The organism is Rhizobacter sp. P2_D12 (assembly GCF_056404395.1).
Map to the genome: position 1 here is coordinate 1 of NZ_JBFUEB010000253.1, position 2,111 is coordinate 2,111.

Here is a 2,111-nt window from a genome sequence, read left to right on the forward strand (position 1 = left end):
GGCACGCCCTGCCCGATCAGTTCCAGCGCCTCGATGCCGTCCTTGGCCAGCACCACACGATAGCCTTCGCGTTCGAGCAGGCGCTGGGTCACGCGGCGCACCGTCAGCGAATCATCGACCACCATCACGGTGGGCCGCCGAACCTGGGGCGCGACGGCCTGCTTCACGCGTGCTTCACCCTGCGGTTGCTGCGCCAGCGCCAGCGGATCCAGGATCAGGACGATCTCGCCCGAACCCAGTACCGTGGCGCCGTCGATGCCCGGCATGCGCGCCAGCTGGCGGCCGATGTTCTTGACCACCACCTCGCGGTTGCCCAGCACCTCGTCGACGCGCAGCGCGATGCGGCGGCTGCCGCCATTCAGGACCAGCACCGGCGTCGAACGCTGCGTCGTGATGCGCTCGTCGTCGTCCATGCCCAGCAAATCAGGCAAGCCATACAGCGCCAGTTCGTGACCGGCCAATGCGATGCTGCCGGCGTCGATGGCGGCGGCCAGGTCGGCCTCGCGCACCTGCTGCACTGCCTCGACCAGCGTCGACGGCACCGCATGGGTGCGGCCACCGGCCACCACCAGCACGACCTGCGCCACGGCCAGCGTCAGCGGCAGCGTGATGGTAAAGCGCGCGCCCTGCCCCGCCTCGGACGCCACCGCGACGCGGCCGCCCAGCGCCTGCGCTTCGGAGCGCACCACGTCCATGCCGACGCCACGCCCGGCCAGTTCGGTCAGCGTGTCCGCCGTCGAAAAGCCCGGCGCGAAAATCAGGTCGGTCACCTGGTCGTCCGGCGCATCCTCTCCCTCGGCGAGCAGGCCGCCGGCCAGCGCCTTGGCGCGGATGCGTTCGAGGTCCAGCCCCGCGCCGTCATCGCTGAAGTTGATCAGGACTTCGTTGCCGTGCTGGCTGACCYGCACCAGCAGTTCGCCCGTCTCGGCCTTGCCGGCGTTTTGACGCGCCGCGCGCGGTTCGATGCCGTGCACGATCGCGTTGCGCAGCAGGTGTTCGAACGGCGCGGCCATCTGTTCCAGCACGCCGCGGTCGATTTCCACGGCGCCGCCCCGGATATCCAGGTTGACGCGCTTGTCGGTTTCTTTGGCGGTCTGGCGCGCGACGCGGAACAGGCGCTCGGACAGGCTGGCAAACGGCACCATCCGCACCCGCATCAGGTCGCGCTGCAGGTCGCGCGTCATGCGCGCCTGGGCCGACAGTTCTTCGTTGGCCGAATCGACCGTGCGCGCCAGGCTTTCCTGGAACGAGGCGACGTCGTCGACGCTTTCGGCCAGCATGCGCGTGAGTTCCTGCAGGCGCGTGAAGCGGTCGAATTCGAGCGGATCGAATTCGCGCTCGCCGGCGATCGACAGGCGTGAAGCGATCTGCGATTCGGCCTGCATCTCGATCTCGCGCAACTGGCGCCGCAGGCGGCCCACGTTGTCCGAGAAGTCGCCGAGCGACGACTTGAGAACACCAATCTGGTTTTCCAGGCGCGAGCGCGTGATTGACACCTCGCCGGCCTGGTTCACCACGCGGTCGAGGATGTCGGCGCGCACGCGCACCAGCGGCGCACGCGCCGGCTCGACCGGGGCGGCCGCTGCCGTTGCGATTGCAGKGGCAGCGTCGGCCGGCTGCTGCAGGCCCTCGAACAGCAGCATCGCGCTATCGTAGTTGGCCAGCAGCTCGTCGAACGCGGTCGGCGGCAGCGTCGAGGTGCCGGCATGGACCATGTTCTCGATCTGCGTTTCCAGTTCGTGCGCGTGCTGGCCCAGGCGCATCGCGCCAGCCATGCGCGCACTGCCCTTGACCGTGTGCAGGTCGCGCTGCATGCGCTGCGCGACGGCGGCGTTGGACGGCTCCTGCTGCCACTGGCGCAGGTCGTGGCCGATGCGCGGCAGCAGGTCGGTGGCTTCTTCGAGGAACACCGGCAGCAGGTCGGCGTCGATCTCGTCGACATACCCGCTGGCGCCGGCCAGCTCGGGCTCGTGCAGGTCGTCGAGCGCCAGCGCTGGTTCGGGTTCGGGTTCGGGTTCGGCTTCAGACACCGGTTCGGCCAGCACGGCTTCATCGGGCGTCACGGCCACAAAACCGGCCTCCCCCGGCTGCGGGGCGGCCTGTTCCAGCGC

General features: G+C 69.6%; 1 protein-coding gene. It reads right to left on the reverse strand.

Annotated features, from left to right (window positions below; all coding sequences use genetic code 11):
- Positions 1–2,111, reverse strand: a 2,111-nt coding sequence (locus tag AC1DYN_RS32185) for a hybrid sensor histidine kinase/response regulator (protein ID WP_477966805.1), incomplete at both ends; no start/stop codon positions are given.